Annotated in this window: 1 protein-coding gene; it reads right to left on the reverse strand. The window is 60.7% G+C overall.

The genetic code is table 11. The annotated features are described in order from the left end of the window. Nucleotides 1-131: 131 nt before the first annotated feature. Nucleotides 132-849: serine hydrolase domain-containing protein (locus tag ACXJ7R_RS34760; RefSeq protein WP_457155743.1), on the reverse strand; the 718-nt coding region annotated here is incomplete at its 5' end.

Genomic DNA, 849 nt, shown 5'->3' on the forward strand with positions numbered 1-849 from the left:
CCGCTAGTGAAGCTGGCTGATAAGGTGGAAGAGCACTGCCCACCGGCTTGGGCGAAGAGCTCATCGAGCACGACGAAGTCGAGCCGGCCCAGCTTGCTATGCGCAAGGTTGTTCAGCTTCTGTTGAGAGGTCTAGGCCCCCGTCAACGCGCCATGGACGAGTGCGCGCAGCTCTTTGCGCACCGGAATGGCGCTCGAAGGCAGCAGTTGCGTGAAGAGAATGACGACCAGGTCGTCGATCGGGCTCACCCAGAAGAAGGTGCCCGCCGCCCCGCCCCAGCCATAGTCACCCACTTGCGCCGAAATGTGTGCCTTAGCCGGATCGAGGATGACGGAGCCCAACAGACCGAACCCGACACCGTCAAACTGGGTTTCGGCCCAAACTTCGGTTGCCATCGAGGCAAGATCACCCGGTAGGTGATTGCACGCTGCTAATCTCAAAGTGCTGGGACTGAGGATGCGTTCGCCGTTGAGTTCCCCCCCAGCCCGCAGCATTTCGGCGAACCCCCAATAGTCGTCGATGGTTCCGACGAGCCCGCCCCCGCCGCAGAACGTATCAACCTTTCCTTGCCGCCAATCCGAAACTCCCGGCGCTTCGTGCAATGCCATGCCGCCAGCCGTAGCCTCATAGAGCGGGGGAAACCGGCTGATCTCAGACTCCGGCACAGAGAAGCCGGTGTTGGTCATGCCGAGGGGCTCGAAGATGCGAGTCGCGAAGTACTTGTCGAGCGTCATCCCGGAAACGACTTCCACGATACGGCCTATGACATCAGACCCGGTGCTGTATTGCCATTTCGTTCCCGGCTCCCATTCCAGTGGCAGCTCTGCGATCCTTTGCACCATCTTGTCG

This window comes from Mesorhizobium sp. P5_C1, assembly GCF_054049815.1.